Below are 20,363 nucleotides of genomic sequence, written 5' to 3'. Positions count from 1 at the left end.
TCCTAGAGGGTGCGGAACTGGCGGGTGGCGGAGATGGCGCCCGAGGTCGTCGTGGTGAACGTGCGCATCGATCCGGCGAACTTGGACAGGTCCCACTCCGCCGGCCCGTGATACCAGTACAGGTTGTCGGTCTGGTGGCCGTTGCCGGTGACGGAGGCCACCACCCGCGCCCAGTGCTCGACCCCGTCGAAGATCACGGCGTAGGGCAGGTAGCGGGAGAACAGCTCGACCCGGTGCTGCTCGGGCACCTCGCCCAGCTCGCCGGAGAACAGGTACTGGCGAAAGCCCATCGTGTGCGCCAGTGCCGCCGAGCCCTTGGCGGTCTTGGCCGGCATGTACTGGCCGCCGACGGCCAGCGCGCCGCCCGCGATGACCACGGCCAGGCCGAGCAGCCCGTACGTGGTGAGCCAGGCCAGCGCCGCCGTGGCGAGCAGCCCGACGCCGATGAGCACCACGCCGATCGTGGTCCACCGGGTGCGCTCGGTGTCGGGGCGGCGGGCGAACCAGCCCTGCTTGACCACGTCGGCGTAGAGCGCGTCGCGCACCTTGCCCAGGTGGCTGGCGAACGAGCCGGACAGCTGCGACAGCAGCACCGCGTCGCGCCCGTCGAAGATGGCGTCGTAGAGCGCCTTCTCGTACGGCAGCAGGTCGCCCACGGGCGCGTTCGGGTTCCTGACCAGCATCCAGTCCGGGGCGTCGTACGTTTGCCGGGGCTGCTCGTCGATGCGCAGGTAACCGCGGACCGCGAGGTCGACGATGGTGGCGGTCACGTCGACCACGTCGGCCTGCTCGTCGACCAGGGTGCCGATCTGGCCGGGCCGGACGCCGTCGGGCGGGGAGAAGTGACCGCCCTGCACCGGATCGACCGCGCCGCCCTCGTGCCCGGCGACCCTGGCGTCCCGGCCGCGCGTCCAGTAGATCAGCGCGATGCCGCCGAGCAGCAGGACCAGCAGGCCGACCAGCGCGCCGCCGGTGACGGTGTCGAGCGTGAAGGCGGCGGCCAGGGAGAAGCGCTTGTCCAGGATCGGCTGACCGCTGCTCGAGCCCTTCGGATAGCCGACGACGACGGTGAGGGCCTGGCCGGCCGGGATCGCGTCCTGCTCGAAGTCCGCCTGGGTGGCCGAGTGGTCCATGGAGGCCGAGGTGCAGCCGATGGCGGAGGTGAGCTCGCCGGCGAAGCAGGACAGGTTCTGCACCTGCCCGGGGCCGCTCACCTTGACCGTGGCCTTGGCGACCTGCTGGTTCCAGCCGTTCACGGCGAACCAGCGCAGCTCCTCGACACCGCCCGACGTGGTCACCGCTCCCTTGACGTCGTACTCGACGGTCTCGCCCGTCACGGTGAGCACGTCGCCGCTGAGGGTGCCGCCCTTGACGTTGGAGATCCGGTAGAGGCGGTCGTTGGCGTCGTCGTACCGCGTCCTGGTGATGAACGTCCGTTTGAGCCCGCCCGAAGCCCCGGTGATCTTCTCGACCACGTGCAGGGTCCCGTCCTTGCCGAGGGTCATCGTCACCTCGTCCGTGATCCCGGCCTCCGCTGCCAGGGCGGCGGGGGCTGTGGTCAACGTCAGAGCGGTGGCCGCCAGGGCGGCCAACGTGAGTCTGATACCCGTCATGGCGGCAAATCGTAGCGGTTCGGACTGGTCAGTCCAGCTTGATGCTGGTCGCCGCCCGCTGGACGCTCTCCGGAGCGGCGCCCTGGCCCGGGTTCTCGTGGGCGAGCGCCTGGTTCGCCGCGACGAACGGGCGCATCCGCTCCTCGTAGCGCGCGTACGCCGTACGCGGGTCGCGAACGAGCTCCTCCGCCAGCACGTACGCCCCCACCATGGCCAGGCTCGTGCCCTGCCCCGACAGCGGCGAGGGGCAGTAGCCCGCGTCGCCCACCAGCGCGACCCGCCCCTTCGTCCAGTGCTCCATCCTGACCTGGGCCATGGCGTCGAAGTAGAAGTCGTCGGACTGCCACATCGCCTTCAGCAGCCGCTCGGCCTCGAAGACCCCGCTGCAGTGCTCCTGGACGAGCCGCTTCTGCCCCTCGACGTCGCGGTGGTCGTAGTCGATCGCGCCGGACCTGAAGCCCAGGTTGACCCGCATCTCGCCCGGGTCGCGGTCGCTGAACAGCGCGCCGCCGGCCTCGCCCTCGTTGAACCAGGTCTGCCAGTGGTCCAGGCCGAGGAAGTTGCTCGCGGTGTAGATGGAGACGTAGGTGCCGAGGTGGTGCACGAACTGCCGCTCAGGGCCGAAGGCGAGCCCGCGCACGTTGGAGTGCAGCCCGTCGGCGCCGATGACGCGGTCGTAGCGTTCGCGGCGGCCGCTCTCGAACGTCACCTCGCCGTCCTCGTCCAGCGTGGCGATCGAGTCGCCGTAGAGGTAGCGGGCGTCGGAGGCGCCGATGAGGATCGCGACGAGGTCGTCGCGCATGATCTCGACGTCGGGGCTGTCGAAGCGGCCGCCGCTCAGCGTGCTCTCCTCGTCGCGCATGAGCTCGTTGCCGGCGGTGTCCACCATGGACATGCCCCGCATGGTCGTGCGCCGCGCCCTGATCCGCTCCAGCACGCCCATGCGCGCGGCCACGGTGAGCGCGGCGCCCCTGATGTCGACGGCCTGGCCGCCCTTGCGCGGGGCGGGCGCGCGCTCGACGACAGTGACGTCGTGGCCGTGCTCGCGCAACCAGTACGCCAGCACGGGCCCGCCGACGCTCGCCCCTGACACGAGAACCTTCATGATCCGCTCCAAGCTGTTGACGTTGTACGCAGAACTGACTGTACGCAGTACATACAGGAGGCAACAAGGCTATAGTGAGAGGATCTGTACTAGTACAGGAGGATCGCATGACCACCCCGCCCCACGCCCGGATCGCGGCCGACATCAAGCGGCGCGTCGCCGAGGGCAGACTGCGCCCCGGCGACCGGGTGCCCTCGACCAGGCAGCTGGCCCGCGACTGGAACGTCGCCCTGGCCACCGCCGCCAAGGCGCTCACGCTGCTGGCCAGGGAGGGCGTGGTGGTGGCCGAGCCGCGCGTCGGCACCGTGGTGGCGCGGGGCCGCGGCCAGAAGGCCAGGCCGGCGGCCTCCTCCGAGCACGACCTGACCCGGCAGCGCGTGGTCCGCGCGGCCGTCGAGCTCGCCGACGCGGACGGCCTGGCGGAGCTGACCATGCGCGCGCTCGCCGACCGGCTCGGGGTGGCCACCATGTCCCTCTACCGGCACGTGGGCGGCAAGGACGACCTGGTCGTGCTCATGGTGGACGCGGGGATCGCGGAGTTCGCGCTGCCCGGCGGGCAGCCGGACGACTGGCGGACCGGCCTGGAGACGATCGCCCGGCTGCAGTGGGCCGCCTACCGCGCCCACCCGTGGATGGCCGGGCTGAGCTCCATCACCCGGCCGGTGCCCTCACCCGCCCTCCTCCGGCACACGGAGTGGGCCATGCGGGCGCTGGCGGGCAGCGGGCTCGACGCCGAGACCAGGATGTACGTGCAGATCACGCTCTACGGCTACGTGCAGGGCGTCGCCGCCAACATCGAGAAGGAGCGGCGGGCCCAGGCCGCCACCGGGGTCACCGCCGACGAGTGGATGGACGAGCAGGGCGACGAGCTGCGCTGGATCGGCGAGTCGCGGAACTATCCGGCCTTCGTCCAGCTCCTGGACGATCTGGGCGAGTTCGACCTCGACCTCGACCGGCTCTTCGAGTTCGGCCTCGGCGCGCTGCTCGACGGGCTCACCCCGATGATCGAACACGGCCGAGGCGGGAACAGGCGTTGACGCCCGCCGGGCCGCGCCACAAGGACGGACGCTGACGCCGACCGGGCCGCGCACAAACAGACGCTGACGCCGACCGGGCCGGCGCCACGAGAACGGACGTGGCGCCGCCCCAGGCGGCTGGGTCAGCCTTGCAGGACGGTCGCGAGCCGTTCCTGGCGCAGGGCCTCGTAGCGGGAGTCGTCGAGCGGGGCCAGCTCCCCGGCCCGCCACGACAGCAGCAGGTCCGCCAGCGCCGGGTTGCGGGCCAGCGCGGGCCCGTGCAGGTAGGTGCCCACCACGTGACCCGCGTAGCAGCCCTCGAACCCGTCGCCGTTGCCCACGCCCTTGATCGTCCGCGACAGCGGCTTGACGCCGGGGCCGAGGCTGGTGACGCCCATGTGGTTCTCGAAGCCGGTCAGCGTGGGCAGGTTGAGCGCGGCGTCCACCTCGGCCACCAGCTCGCCCACGGCCCGCGCGGGACCGCGGGCGCTGGCGATGTCGAGCAGGCCGATGCCGTCGACCGGCTGACCCTCCTCGCCGCCGAACGTGCTGCCCATGATCTGGTAGCCGGCGCACACGGCCAGCATGGCCGCCCCGCGCGCGATGGCCCGGTGCAGGCCGCCGTCCCTGCGCAGGCGCTCGGCGGCCAGGATCTGCGGCCGGTCCTCGCCACCGCCGATCAGGTAGATGTCGCCGGTCTCGGGAACGGGGTCGGCCGAGCGTACGTGGATCGTCTCGGTCTCGATGCCCCTGCGCTGCGCCCGCTGCTCAAGGACCAGGACGTTGCCCTGGTCACCGTAGGTGCTCAGCAGGTCGGGGTAGATCCAGACGATGCGAAGGGCACTGTCAGACGGCACGGCCGAACTCCGTTCGGATGTCCTGGAAGGCGGTGTAGTTGGCGATCACGTCGACCCGGCCGGGCGGCTGCATGGCCAGCGCCTCCGAGAACGTGCCGCACAGCGTGAACGGCACGTCGGCCACGTCGAGCCGGAGCGCCATGTCGAGCCGGCGCTGACCGGTGATGAAGACGGGCCGCCCGCGCAGGATGCGGTAGTCGACGTCCCACAACCACGAGGTGTCGCGGCCGTCGGGGCCCTGCGCGTTGACCGACAGGATGATCGGGAACTGCGGGTCGGCGACGTCGAACGCCTCCAGCCAGCCCGCCGGGTTCTTGGCCAGCAGCAGCCGCGCGTGCCGGCCGTCACGCTCGACGGTGGTGTAGCGGCCGGCCACCGAGGTGACCTCGCGCAGCCTGGGCAGCGCCCGCTCCACCGGCAGCCCGAACGCGTCGGCCACCGCCAGCGCCATCACCGCGTTGGAGCGGTTGGCCTGGCCGGGCAGCTGGATGTCGAGCAGCCAGCGCTGCCCCTGGGGGTCGATCGCCGCGTCGTCGTCGACCGCCCACTGCGGCTCCGGCCGGTGGAACGTGCACTCCCTGCACGCCCAGTCGGCGTCCTTGCGGTCGAGCGGGCCGCCGCACTCGGGGCAGCACCAGGAGTCCTCCTTCCAGCGCTGCCCACCGGCGACCCAGGTCACCTTGGCGGCCGTCGAGGCGCCCCAGGTGACGAGCGGGTCGTCGCAGTTGGCGATCACGTGGGTCGGCTTGCCGGACAGCGCCCTGCGCCACTTCTGCGCCAGCAGCCAGATCTCGGCGGCGCGGTCCATCTGGTCGCGGCTGAGGTTCATCAGGCAGACGACGCTCGCGCCGGTGGTGTCGAGCACCTCCGGCAGGTATTTCTCGTCCACCTCCAGCACGCCGTAGGGGGCCCGCTTGTGCTGGGAGAGCGCGGAGACGTGGCCGGCCGGCATGTTGGCCCCGAAGACGTTGGTGGCCACCTCACCGAGCTCTAGCAGCGCCGAGGTGATCAACCTGGTCGTGGTGGTCTTGCCGTTGGTCGCACTGACGAGAGCCAGCTTGCGATCTCTGGCGAGCTGGCGCAGGAGGTCGGGCTCGAGCATCAGGCCGACCCGCCCGCCGATCACCGAGCCGTCACCACGCCCGGTCATCCTGGACAGCGTGGCGGCACTGCGGCCCAGGGCGCTGGCGAGCTGGGCCCGCAGAGGAAGCTGGGTCATGTGCATGGATCCTAGTCGTCGTTGGCCCCAACTCTGGAGAAGCACAGCAAAACGCAGCCCGCCGGCTAGCAAGCCCGCGGCTCGCACGGACCGCTCCGCGCTCGCGCGCGGTCCGTGCGGCGGGCCGGGGTCGCGGGCGGCGGCGGGCAGCGGGCGGCGGTCAGGCCGGGGAGGGGGCGGGCTCGGCGAAGGCGATCTCCGGAGCGCCGCCCTGCTCGAACGGCAGCACGAACCTGCGCGGCCACGACAGCACCCCTTCCAGCCACCCGGCCCCCATCGTCTGCCCCACGTGCCTGATCCTGGCCGACGCCTCGACGCCGATGGCAACAGTGACGATGTCGCGCTGCACGCCCTCGGCCTCGTCGTCACCGAGGATGACCCGCCAGGCCAGTGCCCGGTTGTGCTCCACCTCCATCGACAGCGGATGGTGGCGCAGCGCCTTGGCCCGGTGGCCGAGCAGCTCGGCGTGGATCAGGTCGCCTGAGCCGTTGCCGTTCGGCGGGCGGAACAGGGCGTACTCCATGGGCGGTGCGGGGCTGCGCAGGTTCGGGGCCGGCTGCCCGTACGGGAAGAGCCGGTCCACCTCGTGCAGCCAGCGCACCTGCGGGATGACCCACGACGCTCCGGGGCGCTCGCCGCCGCCGTCGAGGGCGGACAGCAGGCGAGTGGCGGTCTCGGCCGCCTTCTCCGTCAGCAGTGCCGGGTCGAACCAGCTCCGCAGCGACCAGGCGCGCCGCTGCACCGAGCGTTCGACGAGGGTGGCGAGCAGGCACTCCCTGCGCCGCGCCGGCAGGTCGGCCCAGGCGGCCGACAGGGCCCGCGGCACTCCTGGCAGCGGCCGGTTGCTGACGAAGGCCAGCACCACCGTGTCGCACCAGATGCGCAGCCAGGCCCAGTCGGGGGCGTCGGCGAGCACGTCGGCCTCGCGCAGCTCCACCAGCGTGCACGCCTGCCCGGTACGGCACTGCGCCCCGCAGGCGGCCGACCTGCGCCCGCGGATGGGCGGCGGCGGCCCCGGCAGCACCTTCTCCCTGGACTCCCCCAGCGGCACGCGCACGCGCAGCGGCCGGTCCATGCCGTCGGCGAACACCGCGGCCGAGCCCGGCTGGAGGGAGACCACGTGGCGGGACTGCTCCTCGCTCAGGTTCATCGCGCCCCCGACGAGCGACCTGTCGTCCTCGGCGGGCAGCCGGTGCACGACCTTCAGCGCGGTGTTCTTGACCACGTCGGAGATGAGCTTGGTGGGGATCTGCTCGGCCACCACGATGCCCTCGCCGTACGCCCTGATCTCCGCGAGCAGGCCGGCCAGCAGCTCCACGGCGTGGGTGGAGGCCCGGCCGTGGCCGCGGTCGCGCAGCAGGCGGTGCGCCTCCTCGATCACGATGACGTGACGCAGCTCGGGGCTGCGCTCGCGCCTGGCCCGCATGCGCAGGTGCTCCACGATCCTGATGATCAGCGTGCCCATGAGGAACGCCTTGTCCTCGTCGTTGGCCACGTCCTCGATGGCCAGCACGACGTCGCGTTCCAGCAGGCCGCCGATGTCGGCGGGGTGGCCGCCCTCGAAGAAGCGCCCGGCCGAGCCCACCCGCAGCGAGCGCAGGCGCAGCGAGATGAAGCCCTCGACGTCGGCCTGCACCTCGCGGCCGTACCCGATCTCCTTGATGACGTCCATGGCGTGCTGCTGGAGCTGTTCGAGCGTGGGCACGCTGGGCGGGACGCTGGAGCCCGGCACGGCGCCGCCGGTGACCACGTCCCAGCCGGTGGCCTCGTAGACGCGCTGCAGGGCCAGCGACATGATCTGCGGGAACGGCTCCTCGGCGTCGAACGCGGCCATGAACAGCGCCCTGACCATGTCGATGTGCGCCTGGACGGGGTAGCCGGGCTCGGGTTCGAGCGGGTTGACGCTGAACGGCACGCCGTCGGGGGCCGACGGGTTGATCACGGTGACGGGGTCGTCGACGCGGCCGGCCATGGCGGCGTACTCGGACTTGGCCGGCTCGATGGCCAGCCACGGGATGCGGGCCCTGCTGAGCTGCTCCAGCAGGTGCCGGACGGTCTGGGACTTGCCCGACCCGGTCGCCCCCGTGACGAACGCGTGCCGGTTGAGCGTGGACAGCGGCACCCGGAACGTGCCCACGCCCCGGTCCTGGCCGTCGAGGATCTCGCCCAGCTCCAGCTCTCCCCCGGTGGCGCCCTCGTTCGACTCGGCGGTGACGTCGAAGAAGCCGGACTCCAGCACGCGCAGGCCCGGCACCTCCCGCCTGGGCAGCCCGGCCAGCGCGGCCAGCGCGCCGGCGGTGGCGGCGAACGGCGCGGCGGCCCCGTCGGACGGGTCCTGCATGGTGACGGCCAGCGCCTCCGTCAGCGCGTAGGCGGCGCCGTGCGAACTGCGCAGCCGGTACGGGTGATGGCTCATCTCGACCGACCCCACGAGCACGGGTGCGATCTGGCGCAGCTCGTCGGCGGTGGCGCCGCCGGCCAGCACGCGCACGTTCCACAGGCCCGCCTCGCGGAAGGCGTCCAGCTCCTGCATGCGCCGCTCGGCCCGCTCGGCGTCGAAGCGGGAGCGTTCCGAGGCGTCGCCGTACTGGCGCAGCACGTTGAGCTGCGTGCGCAGGTGCGCCACCTCGGCGTCGAGCAGGTCGGTCGGCTCGGCGACGACGAGCCAGGCGAAGGGCCGCGACATGAGCGTGACCAGCGTCGACTCGAACAACGTCGGCCGCTTGAGCTCGTCGGGATCGAACTCGCGCCCCCTGCTGCCCAGCGGCGGCGCCTGCCGTCCCGGGCACGGCGCCCACACCAGGTCGGCCAGGTCGGCGAGATAGCCCTCGTCGAGCTCCATGCCGCGCGCCCCGCCGGGGAACAGCAGCGGCTGCGGCCCGCTCGGGTGGCCGGGCGCGTCGGTGGCCCGGCGCGGCTGGCGCGGCGGCGACAGCGGCCCGGCGTTGGTGATGAGTTCGAGCGGCGCCCCCGATCCTCTCGACAGCCAGCCGATGACGAATGGCCGGTCGCGCTGCGCCGCCGACAGCACCGCGGGAAGCACGGTGACGAAGTCCCACTCTGCCGACGAGCTTCGCGAGGGTGCTGCGATCGATTGGATTCGATACCAGGGCCCGCTCAGCGAGACACTCGGCTGCATTTCATTCCCCCACAGACGGTTCTTTGTTAAATTCCGCCAACCGTCAGCTCGTCACCTTGACATTGACCATGTCATTGCCTGCCCTTGCGCCAGTCCAGGCGTGGCGGTGGTGGCCCGAGGTTCGGCGGCGGCTCTCCGTCGCCGTCCCCGGCCCGGGGATCGAGCGCCAGTACGGCCTCGCGCACGTCCTCCAGCTCGCCGAGCGTGGTCTTGGGAAAGGTGAGGATGGCCGGGTTCGCGTCTGCCAGGCGTACGCGCCTCCCTTCCGCCGTGGCGTCCGTGACGATCACGGACGTCGTGGGGAGCTGCTGCAGCTGGTGCGGCTCGACCAGGAACTCGCGCGAGCGCTGCAGCACCCGCTCCTTCTCCGCGATCTTGTCGGCGGTCCTGCCCCACTCCGTGGACTCGGTGATGTCGCCCGCCAGGTCCTCGTGGTTCTCGTCGCGCCCTTCGTGCTCGTCGTCGTCGAGCTGGGCGACGGTGGAGGTGTAGCCGCCGTCGAGGCCGGGCAGCGAGTCGCTGATCGTCTCGGTGAGCTGGGCCAGCTCCAGCCGGTGCTCGGTGCCGACGTGCTCGCTGGCGACCCGGGCGTCCTCGGCGTTGCCGAGCCGCATGAACGCGACCGCCGCGTGCCCTCGGCCGAGCCGCTCGCGTACGGCCGGGGTCAGCGACCGGTAGGTCAGCACCAGCCCCGTACGCGAGGTCTCGCAGGCGTCCATCAGCCGGTCGAGCACGTCGCCCCTGAGCTTGTCCGCGCCCGCCACGATGATGGTGTGGTACCAGGGCCGGTCGGAGGCGGGCGACTGGCGCAGGATGTGGGTCAGGGCGGTGGCCACGTACGTGCCGAGCACCCGGTTGCCGAACACGCCCGCCTGCCGGTCCATGCTCACCACGCGCAGCCTGGCGGGCGGCAGCCGTACGGCCTGCGTGCCCAGCGTCTCCAGCTTGCGCAGCTGCGACTCCAGCGCCCACGCCCGCTCGATCACCACCCGGTCGCTCACGCCGCGCCCGAACAGCGTGCCGATGCGCTCCAGCTGGGTCGCGGTGATCAGCCCGAACCTGAGGTCGTCGCGCGGATCGCCCACCTGCGCCAGCGCCCGCAGCGCGGCGGTGACCTGGCTGATCGTGGCGTTCTCGCCGAGCACCTCCAGGACCCGCTCCAGGATGGCGTTGTCGAAGCTGAGGTCGCGGGTGGTGCGGTGCTCCTCGCTCACGCTGACGACGTGGGCCAGCACGTCGGCGAAGGCCTCGGGCTTCAGCGTGGCGCCCAGGTCGAGCTTGGGCAGGTCGACCGGCAGCACCCACACCAGCGGGTCGTCGCCGCCCTTGCGGGCCAGCTCGATGAGGTCCTTGGCGATCGCGCCCTCCGACAGGTCGAGCACCGTCAGATGGCCGCCGCTGTAGAGCCGGGTCGCGCCCAGCAGCGTCACGAGCGCCGACCAGCCGGGTAAGGTCCCGCCGGCCACGTCGATGCGGTCGATCTCGTCCGGCACCGCGACGGCGTACCAGGTGAGCTGCTTGTCGTGCCGGTCCTTCGACTCCTGCCACTCGCGGTAGCGCTGGGCGTGCTCCTCCTGGGCCTGGAACAGCTCCTTGTCACGTTCCCGCTGCTGCCGCTCGTCGCGGGCCTGCTGCTCCAGCACCCGGTAGCGGACCGCGCGGTCGCCCTGCATCAGCGCGAAGCTGCACACGGCCGCCACGCCGCCCGCGGCCACGAGCCCGACCAGGGCGAACGACCAGGGCAGGTAGCCGGCCAGGGCGGCGGCGATGATCAGCACGGTCAGGATCAGCATGAACATGCGGAAGACCCGGACCGGCCGGTTGAGCATGTCCTCCTGGAGCCGCTCGCGGCGCAGCAGTTCGAGGCGGGCGGGATCGTCCTCGGCCTGGACCTGGGGAGAGGGCTCCTCGGCGGGAGAGGGGCGCCTGGGCGGGGGGCCTGGGTCGGGGTGCAGCAGGATGTACTGCCAGCCCAGGTAGATGCGGTCCGCCTGGAGCTGGGCATGCTCGGGATGCACGTCCGCCACGTGACCCTCCGGCCGCCGGTATGTCATGAGGAGTAGGGATCAGCCCTTTCCGCTCCGTGACAGCGTATGAGCTACAAGGCCCGTAGCGGCAGGGTTTCTCGGCAATTCGACCAGTCCGATGGGAGCATTGCGGCAGATGGGACAAGCGATACCTATTACCATCCTTACCCATGACGGAACCCTCCGGCGGCAGCACTGACAAGCCGAGACGCCCGGTAGTGGTGCCCGCGATCGCCCTGACGGCGTTCACGGTCGTCGGCATCACGGCTCTGCTCGGCGGGCTCAGCGAGGCCCCCGACGAACCGGAGCCCCTGAGCCAGGGCGCCGTGCTCGACCAGGGCCGCTACTCCACCAAGTTCGTCGGGTCGCGCGTCACGGTGGAGAAGGGACAGTTCGACTGGGAAGAGGACAAGCGCTTCGTCGAGCTGGTCTTCGACGTCGTCAACCTGGGCGACGACACCTCCGGGATCGGGATGCCGCCGGAGAAGCCCGAGAGCGCCGTCACGAGCGGTGACTTCGCCGGCTCGCTGATCAAGATCTCGCCGGCCTTCCCCAAGGACGCGGGTCCGTTCACGTTCGTCCGCGTCAAGGGCGGGGAGAGCAGGCAGTTGCACCCGGGGGTGCAGAGCGAGGTCATCCTGCGCTACCGGCTCAAGGAGAACGAGCAGCCGCCGGAGAAGATCACGCTCGACGTGGGGTCGTTCGAGTATTCCGCCGACCCCGTCGCCGCGGTTCCGTACTGGTCGCTGGCCAGCAAGGAGGTCGGTGACCGGCAGATGCCCGAGATCAAGGCACGGGTCGTGCTGCCGGTCAAGAAGGAGGGCACGACGTGACCACCACCCAGCAGCCTTCCTCCATGGTGCCCTCGCGCGGCGCCAGGCGGGCGCAGCGCCGGGCGGGCGGCGCCGGCGGCGGCGCCAAGGCGCTCGCCGCGCTCGCCGGGGTGGCGCTGATCGCCGTCGCCATGTGGGTGCAGAGTCACCACATGTCCGACCTCGAGACCAGCGATCCGCTCGTCTACAGCGGCGCCAAGGGCGAGACCGTGGACGCGCGGCGCTTCAGCGTGCGGCTGGAGAACTTCGTCGCGGCCAAGTCGATCAAGAGCGGCGACAAGACCCTCCAGACCGACCAGATCTTCCTCATCCTCACGGTCAAGGCCACGTCCGCCCTCAAGCCGTACCACCTGGGGGAGCCGGTGCTGACGACCGCCGAGGGCAAGAAGTTCGCCGCCACCGACCGGGTGGACAACTCCCTGTCGCTGGCGAGCAAGTGGGTGCAGCCGGACATCTGGCGGGCCGGCCAGTCCTTCTTCGAGGTGCCGCCGTCGGCCCTGGCGGGGGCGACCGTCACGTACGCTCTCCCCGGCTCCTTCCTCGTCGAGTCGTACCAGCCGGAGATCGAGATCGATCTCGGCCTGGACGAGGAGGGCGCGCGCAAGCTGGCCACGTCGGCGCAGGCCGTCTACTCGACTGACAAGAAGTGATCGCGGTATGAGTACGAACGACGAGCGCGACTGGTTCTCGCCCAGGAGCGAGAGACGACGCGACGACGAACCCCCGGCGCCGCCCGGTCAGCCCTCCCCGCCGTCCGGGCAGGCCCCGGACGCCTACCAACCCCCACCCTCCGGACGGCAGATCCCGGACGGCCTCCAGGCCCCGCCCTCCGGCCGGCAGGTCTCGGACGACCTCCAACCCCCGCCCAGCGGGCGGCAGGCTCCGGGTGGTCTCCAGCCTCCGCCGCCCAGTCGGCAGCAGCCTGCCGGGCTGCAGTCGCCACCTGTGCAGCCGCCGGCCAGTGCGCAGCAGCCCGCCGGGCTCCAGCCGCCGCCGCCGTCCGGGCGTGGTGCTCACCCGGCCGTGGAGTTCCCCCCGGCCCCCGGCGCGCCACAGGGCTCTCCGCTCGGCCCCCCACAGGGTTCCGTGCCGGGTCCGTTTCAGAGCTCGCCGCAGGGTCTGCCCCAGTCCTCCGCTCAGGGTCCGTCGTCGGGCGCGCCGCTGGGCCCGGCGTACGACGCACTGGACGACGCCGGTGACACCAAGCCTTATGGCCCGCTCCTCGGCCAGCACGCACGTCCTGGTCAGGACGCCCTGCCTGCCAGACCGCAGCCCCGCCACGGACAGGACCCGCAGGCGGGGGCGCAGCAGGCCTGGCACGGCGAGCAGCCCCCGCCGCCCGGCCACCAGGCACGGCACGGCGGGGAAGCACCGCCCTCCGGACCTCAGACCCGGCACCGTCAGGACCCGCAGCCCTCCGGGGCGCAGACGGGCTATGGGCCGGACCCACAGGCTCCCGAAGCTCAGACGGGTTATGGGCAGGGGTCGCAGGCCCCCGACGTGCAGGCAGGTTACGGGCAGGAGGCGCAGGCGGCCGGAGGGGTGGAGCGGCGGGAGGCTCCGTTGTTGCGGCGCAGGCCGACCCGGAGGCGGGCGGCGGCGCAGGGGCAGCAACCGGGACAAGGGTCCGGTCCGGGCTTTCCTGGATACGGCGTTCCTTCGCCGCAGGGACGGGCCGCTCAGGGCGGCCGGCACGCGCACCCGGACCAGCAGGTCTGGCCGCCCGCACAGGCCCCTCAGGCCCCCGAGCCGCCCGGCATGGCCACTCAGCCCCTCCCCGCCGTCGGCGGGTCCACTCCCCTCTACCCCGGCCGCAGGCACGCGGAACGGGCCACCCCGGTCGCGGAGCCGGGACTGCCGCAGGAAGGCTCCGACCGCCCGTCAAACCCCGCGTACGGGCAACCGGACGCCGTGAACACCGCGTACGGACAACCGGACGCCACGTACGGGCAGCAGGACGGCCCAGGGGGCTACCCGCAGCAGCAGGAGTGGCCGGGAGGACCGCAGGCATCCGCGTCCGAGCAGACGATGGCGCCCGGGCAGTCGTATCCGGCGAGCTCTCCGCAGCCGGGCATGCCGCTCCCGGCGGCGGGCGCAGCGGGCGCAGGCGCCGCGTATCCGGGACAGCCGGGGCAACCGGGATCGGGGCAGCCGGCACAGGCGGGGCATGCGGCGGCCACAGCGCAGCAGGGCGGGCCCGGGGCGCAGCAGAGTGGGCCGGCAGCACACCAGGGCGGGCCCGGGGCGGGGCGGGCGGTGGCTGGGAAGTCCCGTGGTCGTAAGGTGCTGATCGGGGTCGGCGCCGTACTCGTGTCGCTGCTGATCACCGGCGCCCAGACCTACGACGGCTACGGCTTCTACACCGTGCAGACGCAGGACGAGACCAAGGAGATCGTGGTCGCCGCCGGCCAGGCGGGCACGGTGAACAAGGTCGAGTGGACGGCCGCCATCAAGCCGATGAAGATGCCGGCCGGCAACGGCGGCTACGGCCCCGAGGTGACCTGGCTGGAGGTGAACGTCACCAAGAAGGTCCTCGACGCCAGCAGCGCCACCATGACCGCCTTCCCCCGGGACATGAAGCTGACGGACCGCGCGGGCCGCACCTGGGTCGTGGAGGTCTCCACGGACGCGGAACGGCCGACGGAGCGGCTGGAGGTGGGCAAGACGTACCGGATCCCCGGTGGGGCGATCGTGCCGACCAAGGTGGCGGACGAGGTGGAGCTGCTGCTCAGGCCGAGCAACTACCGTGCGGACACCCCGACCGAGGACCTGTTCAAGCGCGACGTCGTCGAGAAGATGCCGCAGGACACCGAGGTGCTGCGGTTCAGACGCCGTTGAGCGTCGGGCTCAGGCCGGCTGAGCGTCTGATCCGGCCGGCCGTCGCGTGTCCGGTTCAGGCGTCGTCGAGTGTTTCGCCGCCGAGGCGGGCTCTGGTGGCCGCGATGTCGTACGTGGCCGCCAGCAGCGCCATGGTCAGCACGGTGACGACGCAGTCGCGGACGAAGGCCAGCGGCGGCCCCTGGACCGTCCACATCCACTCCGACTGCGAGCCGATGAGCGCGCGCAACCCCCGGTCGGCGTACTGGCCGCCCACGTCGAGCGCCACGTAGCACAGGCACATCATGCCGAACAGCGGCAGCCCGGCCCGGTAGATCATCCGCAGGGAGTTGGCCAGCGGCAGCCAGCGATCCTTGAACCCGCCGGTGACCTGGTCGAACGACTTCTGCGTGAGGTCGTGGGCGCCTTCGAGCCGATCGACGCCCCGCTCCAGTGCGGTGCCCTTGACCAGGGTGCGGGCCTCGTCGGAGTACGCCCCGAAGACCAGCATCGCCACCGTGAGCCAGGCGAGAGGAACGGCGACCGAGTCGAGGAACACCGGCCAGAGGTCGTCGAAGACGCCGGTGATGTCCTTCCACAGCGGCAGGCTCTCCTGGGCCTTCTCCCAGACGTCCTTCGTGTCGGCGATCACCGCGCGGTGCTCCATCCACTCGGAGCGCGCGTCCGCGATGGCGACGGTGCCGTTGAGGCCGTAGAAGACGAAGGCGAACTCGGAGAAGGCGGCGCCGAAGCCGGCGAACTTCCCCTTGCCGTTCTCGACGAGCTTGGCGAAGAGCATCTTCAGCCCGAACGTGACGACCATCGCGCCGATCGACACCCGCCAGTCGAGGTCGATGAGGCCCCGGCCGACGAAGTTGTCCTCGCCGAAGAGGGAGTTGTTCAACCCTTCCTGGAAGTTGTGGAAGTAGTCCATCTGGATGGTGTCCCTGGCGTCCTGGTTCTGAAAGCCCCAGGCCAGGTAGAGCACCGCGAACGCCGGGGCGACCCGGTCGAGCGCGCGGAAGAAGCGCTCGTCCGCCACCCCTTCCCTGGCGCGGATCTCCCACAGGGAGCTGCGCAGGGTGTAGAGCATGCCGGTCGTGACCGTCATCGCCGTCAGCACGATGACCGTCAGCAGGGTCATCACGAGCACCAGGCGGACCTGGCGGAAGTCGCCGTACGCGACCTCCGTCGCCGCGTACATCAGCACGTAGCGCGCCAGCTCGCCGGCGGCGAACCAGAAGATCAAGGGCAGGGCGCACTTCCCCGCGAGACGCAGTGCGTGCAGGGGCAGCGAGTACGGCGACGGCATCCGCTGAGCCGGCGTAGGCCCAGGTCGCGGAGGCACCATCACACCTGTCGATCCGGACATCTGTGGAATCGTATCGGTCTGTCCCTCATGCCGCAGCCGCAACACGGGAAGAAGGTCACGCTCCGCAGATCGATCATGGACGCGCGGCTACGGCCGCCGCCGGGCGCATCCGCCGGCCCTGGAGGCACCCGTTCGGCCGATTCTGCGGCACCATGGCTTGTATGGACTCGCGGCCGGCCATGGACACCGATCCCCGCGTGGTGGGAGATCGACTGCGGCAGCTGCGGCAGGCCCGCGGCGTCTCGCTCTCCGAGCTCGCCAAGCGTGCCGGCATCGGGAAGGCCACGCTGTCGGGCGTCGAGACCGGCACCCGCAACCCGACGCTCGACACGCTCTGGGCCATCACCGCGCAGCTCGGGGTGCCGATCGGGGCGATACTCGACGCGCCGCCGGAGCCGCAGATCATGCGCGGCACGGCGATCGAGGCGGAGCTGCTGGAGGTGTTCGAGGACGACCGCGTCACCTACGAGCTCTACCGCGTACGCGTGCCGCCCGGCCTCACCCAGACCTCCCCCGCCCACCACGAGGGCGTCAGCGAGCACGTCACGGTCTTCACCGGCACCCTCAGCGCCGGCCCCATCAAGGAGCCGCTGACGGCCGGTCCCGGTGATCACATCTCGTGGGTCTCCGACGTGCCGCACGGCTACCGGGCGCACGGCCCCGACGTCGTCCGCGCCACCCTTCTCATGCGTTACCCCACCAAACCGATCTGAAGAGTCAGACCGGATCCGGCTGGGCCGGGCGGCAGGTGCGGCAGGGGCGATAGCCGGCCGCCCTGGCCTGGGCGAGGCTGCGGAAGCCGTGCCGGTGCGCGGGGGTGATCCGTCTGGCGTTGTGGCAGGTAGGGAAGCACACCACCCCGGTCGTGTCGCTGGCCAGGTAGAAGACGCGTTCCCCGGCCAGCCGGCGGAGCCGGTCCAGATCGACCCCCTCGGCCAGCAGCAGCCCTTCCTTGGCCGCGGCGCCGAACACGTAGTCGCCGGGGACCCCGTCGGACCTGGTCACCCGGTGGCACGGGATGAGCAGCGGCACCGGGTTGTGGCCGAGCGCCGTCCCCACCGCACGCACCGCTCTGGGCCGGCCGACGCGGGCCGCGACCCACGCGTAAGGGCGTACCTCGCCACGCGGGATCGTCCGGACGACCTCCAGCACGTCACGCTGGAAGTCGCTCGCGCCGCGCAGGTCCAGCCGCAGCCCGGACGGCTTGCCGGTGCGCAGCGCGGGCAGCAGCCCGGCGGGCGGGCGCGCCGCGGGCAGCAGCGGGCGGCCGAAGCGCTCCCTGTGTGCCCGAGCGAACCCGTCGCCCGCGTGCACGTAAGCCACGCCCTGCTCGGTGAAGGCCACCGAGAGCTCCCCGATCGGCCCCGGCACGCTGACCCAGCGCGCCGCGATCCGGTCGAGCAGCCCGTCCGGCGGCTCGGCGGCCAGCGCCGCCAGTCCGGCGATCAGCGAGTCCTCGGTCATCGGGCACCTCCCAGTGCGCGTAGCCGCTTCAGCCCCCGTGACACGTGCGACTTGACCGTACCCTGGGGGATCTTGAGCACGGTGGCGATCTCGCTGACCGGCAGGTCGACGACGTGCCGCAGCACGACCGCGGCCCGCTGCTCCTCGGGCAGCAGGGCCAGCAGCCCGGCCAGCTCGTCGCCGGTCTCGCGGCGGACGGCCGCCTCCTCGACGCCCTCGTGCGGATCGACCACCTCCACCGGCTCGCCGGGCAGGTCGGGCGGCGGTTTGCGGGCTCTGGTCCGGACGCAGTTGCGCCAGACGTTCATCAGGATCGTCATCACCCAGGCACGCGGCTGAAGCTGGGCGACGCGGTCGCGCTCGTACCCGGCCAGCGCCCGGTACGCGCGCAGGAACGTCTCCGCGGTGAGGTCCTCGGCGTCCGGCCGGCGCCCGCTCAGCCGCAGCGCGGTCGAGAAGACCAGGCTGCGATGGGCGGCGTACAGCTCGGCGAACCCCTCGTCGAGGTCGTCGAGCAGTGCCTTGCGCACCGGGTCGGCGCAGTCGGAGTGACTCACACCCTCTACAACACCACCCGGCGGGCGGCGGTTGCACGCGAGGGGCCCGCGTCCGTGACGGACGCGGGCCCCTCGTACGACTTACGGGTCAGACGGCCACCGCGAGCTGGGCGACCTCGCCCAGCTTGGCCTCCACCTGGACGTCCCTGGTGACGCCGCCGCCCGCGATGATGCGCACGGTCCAGTCGCCGGGAGCGGCGAAGAAGCGGAAGATGCCGTCGTCGGACACCACGACCTCGCCGGTGAACTCACCGGAGTGGTCGAGCAGCCGCGCGTAGGCGGTGCCGGCGCCGGTCACCACGCCCTGGATCACGGCCTGGTTGGCCAGGTCGATCCCGGCCGGCAACGCGATGGTCTGCTCAGGTGCTCCGCACCCCTGTGCTGCGCTCGACATCAGCGGGCCTCCCCCAGCTCGATCGGCACGCCCACGAGCGAGCCGTACTCGGTCCACGAACCGTCGTAGTTCTTCACGTTGGCCTGCTCCAGCAGCTCGTGCAGGACGAACCAGGTGTGCGCGGAGCGCTCGCCGATGCGGCAGTAGGCGATGGTGTCCTTGCCGAAGTTGACGCCGGCCTCCTGGTAGAGGGTGCGCAGGTCGTCGTCGGACTTGAACGTGCCGTCGTCGTTGGCCGCCTTCGACCACGGGATGTTGCGGGCGGTGGGCACGTGGCCGCCGCGCTGGGCCTGCTCCTGCGGGAGGTGGGCCGGGGCCAGCAGCTTGCCGGTGAACTCGTCGGGCGAGCGCACGTCGACCAGGTTGAGCTTGCCGATCGCGCTGACGACGTCGTCGCGGAAGGCGCGGATCGCGGTGTCCTGCTCGTTGGCGACGTACTGCGTCTTGGCCCGCTCGGGCACGTCGCGGACCAGCTCGCGCGAGTCGAGCTCCCACTTCTTGCGCCCGCCGTCGAGCAGCTTCACGTTCTGGTGGCCGTAAAGCTTGAAGTACCAGTAGGCGTACGCCGCGAACCAGTTGTTGTTACCGCCGTAGAGCACGACGGTGTCGTCGTTGGAGATGCCTCGGTCGGACAGCAGGGCCTCGAAACCGGTCTTGTCCACGAAGTCGCGGCGCACAGGGTCCTGCAGGTCCGTGCGCCAGTCGACCTTCACGGCGCCACGGATGTGGCCCTTGTCGTACGCGCTGACATCCTCGTCGACCTCGACGAGGACGACTCCGGGCGTGTCGAGGTTGGCCTCGACCCACTCGGCGTCCACCAGGGCGGCGGAGCGGCTCATTGGGATACCTCCATTTTGGCGGCGGGCAGTAGACGGCGAATGAGCAGGTACATCTCGCAGCCAAGGCAGAATCCGAAGGCTGCGTTGAGGAAGGCGGCGAGGAGAGCCGCGGCCGTGGCCACGAGGGCCAGCGGCGTGATCCCGGTGAGATATCCGGCCAGACCCACGACCGCGAAGACCAGTCCGACCCCCTGGGCGAAGCGGGGCGGGCGGGCGTCCTCGGTCTCCTTCGGGGCGCTGCGGACCAGCGCCTTGAAGAGCATCGCGTACGGCGAACGCCATGCCGCTCCGAGTGCGAAGACCACCGTCTGGGCGGCGAGCAGCCAGGAACTCCCCGTCACCAGGACGGAGGCGAGGACCAGGGTGGTGATGGCCGCGCCGAAGCGCAGCGCTCTAGGATCGGCACGCATCGCGGGATGCTCCTGAAGGGGTCGATTTGGGGCGGATCGAAAGTCCGCGCGAGATCGTCCTCAGGCAGCGCGACAGAGCGCGGTGGCGACGCGGCAGAAATCAACCGCGCGCCGCTTCGTCAGCAGCTCTGTCGTCGGGTTCATGAGCACGACACTACTCGGCGTCTCGACATCTGTCACATCTCGTCCGGTTGGTGAGACGATTGTGATGTGGCTCACAGTCACGACTCCGGTACGGCCGCCGCCAGCGCGGCCAGGACGTCGGCCTTGCGCGGCTGACCGGCCGCCTTCTTGACGATCACGCCCGCCCGGTCGAGCACCAGCACGGTCGGGGTGCGCATGATCTCCAGCCGGCGGACGAGGTCGAGCCGGGACTCGGCGTCGATCTCGACGTGGCTGACCCCCGGCACGAGCTCGCTCACGTCGGCCAGGATCCGCCGGGTGGCCCGGCAGGGCTGGCAGAAGGCGGTCGAGAACTGCACGAGCGTGGCCCGCTCGCCCAGCCCCGAGCCGAGGTCGGCGGCGGACAGCCGCTCGCCGTCCGTGTCGCGTACGCGGCCGTCGCGGCGCAGGCGGATCACCCCGATCAGTGTCCCGAGCGCCAGCGTCGCCAGCACCACCCACAATCCCGTCATCCCTCGATGCAACCACGCGCGCCCGCGATTGCTTCCAGGCAGACGGGGACCATTCGCACGCCTTCC

General features: G+C 71.6%; 18 protein-coding genes. 5 read left to right on the top strand and 13 right to left on the bottom strand.

What is annotated here, in order from left to right; translation table 11 throughout:
• Positions 1-2: 2 nt before the first annotated feature.
• A complete protein-coding gene (locus B0I32_RS25890) occupies positions 3-1,613 on the bottom strand; it encodes a DUF2207 domain-containing protein (RefSeq protein ID WP_106244092.1) in 1,611 nt (536 codons plus the stop codon).
• 28 nt (positions 1,614-1,641) lie between these two features.
• Positions 1,642-2,718 carry an FAD-dependent monooxygenase gene (locus tag B0I32_RS25885; protein WP_106244089.1) on the bottom strand — a complete coding sequence of 359 codons (1,077 nt, stop codon included), beginning with the start codon at positions 2,716-2,718 and terminating at the stop codon, positions 1,642-1,644.
• 107 nt (positions 2,719-2,825) lie between these two features.
• Between B0I32_RS25885 and B0I32_RS25880 the strand changes: the two genes are divergently transcribed.
• Positions 2,826-3,755 carry a TetR/AcrR family transcriptional regulator gene (locus tag B0I32_RS25880; RefSeq protein WP_106244087.1) on the top strand — a complete coding sequence of 310 codons (930 nt, stop codon included), beginning with the start codon at positions 2,826-2,828 and terminating at the stop codon, positions 3,753-3,755.
• Between the two features lie 122 nt (positions 3,756-3,877).
• Here the strand turns inward: B0I32_RS25880 and B0I32_RS25875 are convergent, their stop codons facing one another.
• From B0I32_RS25875 to B0I32_RS25860, 4 genes are all read right to left on the bottom strand, one after another.
• Entirely contained in the window at positions 3,878-4,591 is a 714-nt protein-coding gene (locus B0I32_RS25875; protein ID WP_106244084.1) for a type 1 glutamine amidotransferase, read from the bottom strand.
• The gene (locus B0I32_RS25870) at positions 4,581-5,810 is read right to left on the bottom strand and encodes a MurT ligase domain-containing protein (protein ID WP_106244082.1); all 1,230 of its coding nucleotides are present in this window, start codon (positions 5,808-5,810) and stop codon (positions 4,581-4,583) included. The genes B0I32_RS25875 and B0I32_RS25870 overlap by 11 nt, the downstream gene beginning before the upstream one ends.
• A gap of 160 nt (positions 5,811-5,970) precedes the next feature.
• A complete protein-coding gene (locus B0I32_RS25865) occupies positions 5,971-8,853 on the bottom strand; it encodes an ATP-binding protein (protein WP_106244080.1) in 2,883 nt (960 codons plus the stop codon).
• Between the two features lie 167 nt (positions 8,854-9,020).
• A complete protein-coding gene (locus B0I32_RS25860; protein ID WP_181307781.1) occupies positions 9,021-10,976 on the bottom strand; it encodes a hypothetical protein in 1,956 nt (651 codons plus the stop codon).
• Positions 10,977-11,146: 170 nt separating this feature from the next.
• Between B0I32_RS25860 and B0I32_RS25855 the strand changes: the two genes are divergently transcribed.
• The 3 genes from B0I32_RS25855 to B0I32_RS56630 all read left to right on the top strand — a co-directional run bounded on the left by B0I32_RS25855 (position 11,147) and on the right by B0I32_RS56630 (position 14,647).
• On the top strand, positions 11,147-11,809 hold the full coding sequence (locus tag B0I32_RS25855) for a hypothetical protein (protein ID WP_146178320.1): 663 nt from the start codon (positions 11,147-11,149) through the stop codon (positions 11,807-11,809).
• Positions 11,806-12,459 carry a hypothetical protein gene (locus B0I32_RS25850; RefSeq protein WP_106244074.1) on the top strand — a complete coding sequence of 218 codons (654 nt, stop codon included), beginning with the start codon at positions 11,806-11,808 and terminating at the stop codon, positions 12,457-12,459. Before B0I32_RS25855 ends, B0I32_RS25850 begins: the two co-directional genes overlap by 4 nt.
• Before the next feature lie 1,108 nt (positions 12,460-13,567).
• Complete coding sequence (locus tag B0I32_RS56630) at positions 13,568-14,647, top strand: hypothetical protein (RefSeq protein ID WP_146178319.1); 1,080 nt, start codon at positions 13,568-13,570, stop codon at positions 14,645-14,647.
• Between the two features lie 55 nt (positions 14,648-14,702).
• Here B0I32_RS56630 and B0I32_RS25840 read toward each other — a convergent pair whose 3' ends face one another.
• Positions 14,703-15,938 (bottom strand): hypothetical protein, encoded by a 1,236-nt coding sequence (locus B0I32_RS25840; protein WP_106244070.1) that lies wholly within the window; start codon positions 15,936-15,938, stop codon positions 14,703-14,705.
• 221 nt (positions 15,939-16,159) lie between these two features.
• Here B0I32_RS25840 and B0I32_RS25835 point away from each other — a divergent pair, with 221 nt between their 5' ends.
• Positions 16,160-16,711 carry a helix-turn-helix domain-containing protein gene (locus tag B0I32_RS25835; protein WP_106244068.1) on the top strand — a complete coding sequence of 184 codons (552 nt, stop codon included), beginning with the start codon at positions 16,160-16,162 and terminating at the stop codon, positions 16,709-16,711.
• Positions 16,712-16,715: 4 nt separating this feature from the next.
• Here B0I32_RS25835 and B0I32_RS25830 read toward each other — a convergent pair whose 3' ends face one another.
• The 6 genes from B0I32_RS25830 to B0I32_RS25805 form a co-directional block, all read right to left on the bottom strand.
• Complete coding sequence (locus B0I32_RS25830) at positions 16,716-17,462, bottom strand: methylated-DNA--[protein]-cysteine S-methyltransferase (RefSeq protein ID WP_106244066.1); 747 nt, start codon at positions 17,460-17,462, stop codon at positions 16,716-16,718.
• On the bottom strand, positions 17,459-18,019 hold the full coding sequence (locus tag B0I32_RS25825; protein WP_245956023.1) for an RNA polymerase sigma factor: 561 nt from the start codon (positions 18,017-18,019) through the stop codon (positions 17,459-17,461). The genes B0I32_RS25830 and B0I32_RS25825 overlap by 4 nt, the downstream gene beginning before the upstream one ends.
• An 88-nt stretch (positions 18,020-18,107) precedes the next feature.
• The gene (locus B0I32_RS25820; protein WP_106244064.1) at positions 18,108-18,413 is read right to left on the bottom strand and encodes a DUF1416 domain-containing protein; all 306 of its coding nucleotides are present in this window, start codon (positions 18,411-18,413) and stop codon (positions 18,108-18,110) included.
• A complete protein-coding gene (locus tag B0I32_RS25815) occupies positions 18,413-19,252 on the bottom strand; it encodes a sulfurtransferase (RefSeq protein WP_106244061.1) in 840 nt (279 codons plus the stop codon). Before B0I32_RS25815 ends, B0I32_RS25820 begins: the two co-directional genes overlap by 1 nt.
• Positions 19,249-19,662 (bottom strand): DUF4395 domain-containing protein, encoded by a 414-nt coding sequence (locus tag B0I32_RS25810; RefSeq protein ID WP_106244059.1) that lies wholly within the window; start codon positions 19,660-19,662, stop codon positions 19,249-19,251. The genes B0I32_RS25815 and B0I32_RS25810 overlap by 4 nt, the downstream gene beginning before the upstream one ends.
• Positions 19,663-19,883: 221 nt before the next feature.
• Positions 19,884-20,297: a thioredoxin family protein gene (locus tag B0I32_RS25805; RefSeq protein WP_106244058.1), complete on the bottom strand. Its 414-nt coding sequence runs from the start codon at positions 20,295-20,297 to the stop codon at positions 19,884-19,886.
• Positions 20,298-20,363 lie beyond the last annotated feature (66 nt).

The organism is Nonomuraea fuscirosea, from assembly GCF_003001935.1.
GTDB classification, from domain to species: Bacteria; Actinomycetota; Actinomycetes; order Streptosporangiales; family Streptosporangiaceae; genus Nonomuraea; species Nonomuraea fuscirosea.
The sequence above is the reverse complement of the archived record's forward strand: the minus strand, read 5'-3'. Positions and strand labels throughout refer to the sequence as shown.

What these genes read in the sequence shown, in the direction of transcription:
- B0I32_RS25890 (WP_106244092.1), bottom strand. Translation starts at nt 1,613, where the DNA reads ATGACGGGTATCAGACTCACGTTGGCCGCCCTGGCGGCCACCGCTCTG.
- B0I32_RS25885 (WP_106244089.1), bottom strand. Translation starts at nt 2,718, where the DNA reads ATGAAGGTTCTCGTGTCAGGGGCGAGCGTCGGCGGGCCCGTGCTGGCG.
- B0I32_RS25880 (WP_106244087.1), top strand. Translation starts at nt 2,826, where the DNA reads ATGACCACCCCGCCCCACGCCCGGATCGCGGCCGACATCAAGCGGCGC.
- B0I32_RS25870 (WP_106244082.1), bottom strand. Translation starts at nt 5,810, where the DNA reads ATGACCCAGCTTCCTCTGCGGGCCCAGCTCGCCAGCGCCCTGGGCCGC.
- B0I32_RS25855 (WP_146178320.1), top strand. Translation starts at nt 11,147, where the DNA reads ATGACGGAACCCTCCGGCGGCAGCACTGACAAGCCGAGACGCCCGGTA.
- B0I32_RS56630 (WP_146178319.1), top strand. Translation starts at nt 13,568, where the DNA reads ATGGCCACTCAGCCCCTCCCCGCCGTCGGCGGGTCCACTCCCCTCTAC.
- B0I32_RS25840 (WP_106244070.1), bottom strand. Translation starts at nt 15,938, where the DNA reads ATGCCGTCGCCGTACTCGCTGCCCCTGCACGCACTGCGTCTCGCGGGG.
- B0I32_RS25835 (WP_106244068.1), top strand. Translation starts at nt 16,160, where the DNA reads ATGGACTCGCGGCCGGCCATGGACACCGATCCCCGCGTGGTGGGAGAT.
- B0I32_RS25830 (WP_106244066.1), bottom strand. Translation starts at nt 17,462, where the DNA reads ATGACCGAGGACTCGCTGATCGCCGGACTGGCGGCGCTGGCCGCCGAG.
- B0I32_RS25820 (WP_106244064.1), bottom strand. Translation starts at nt 18,413, where the DNA reads ATGTCGAGCGCAGCACAGGGGTGCGGAGCACCTGAGCAGACCATCGCG.
- B0I32_RS25815 (WP_106244061.1), bottom strand. Translation starts at nt 19,252, where the DNA reads ATGAGCCGCTCCGCCGCCCTGGTGGACGCCGAGTGGGTCGAGGCCAAC.
- B0I32_RS25810 (WP_106244059.1), bottom strand. Translation starts at nt 19,662, where the DNA reads ATGCGTGCCGATCCTAGAGCGCTGCGCTTCGGCGCGGCCATCACCACC.
- B0I32_RS25805 (WP_106244058.1), bottom strand. Translation starts at nt 20,297, where the DNA reads ATGACGGGATTGTGGGTGGTGCTGGCGACGCTGGCGCTCGGGACACTG.